Below are 255 nucleotides of genomic sequence, written 5' to 3'. Positions count from 1 at the left end.
GTCTTGCAGCCCTTTGTACCATCCATTGTAGCACGTGTGTAGCCCAGGTCATAAGGGGCATGATGATTTGACGTCATCCCCACCTTCCTCCGGTTTGTCACCGGCAGTCTCCTTAGAGTGCCCAACTGAATGCTGGCAACTAAGAACAAGGGTTGCGCTCGTTGCGGGACTTAACCCAACATCTCACGACACGAGCTGACGACAACCATGCACCACCTGTCACTCTGTTCCCCGAAGGGAAACGTCCTATCTCTA

1 rRNA gene is annotated in these 255 nt (G+C 53.3%); it reads right to left on the bottom strand.

Annotated features, from left to right (window positions below):
• Positions 1-255: ribosomal RNA gene (locus M3189_RS26720) — 16S ribosomal RNA — on the bottom strand; the annotation flags it as partial.

The sequence above is a fragment of the Neobacillus niacini genome, assembly GCF_023715415.1.
GTDB classification, from domain to species: Bacteria; Bacillota; Bacilli; order Bacillales; family Cytobacillaceae; genus Neobacillus; species Neobacillus niacini_C.
Note: the sequence above shows the minus strand (reverse complement) of the source record. Positions and strands in the feature narration are given on the sequence as shown.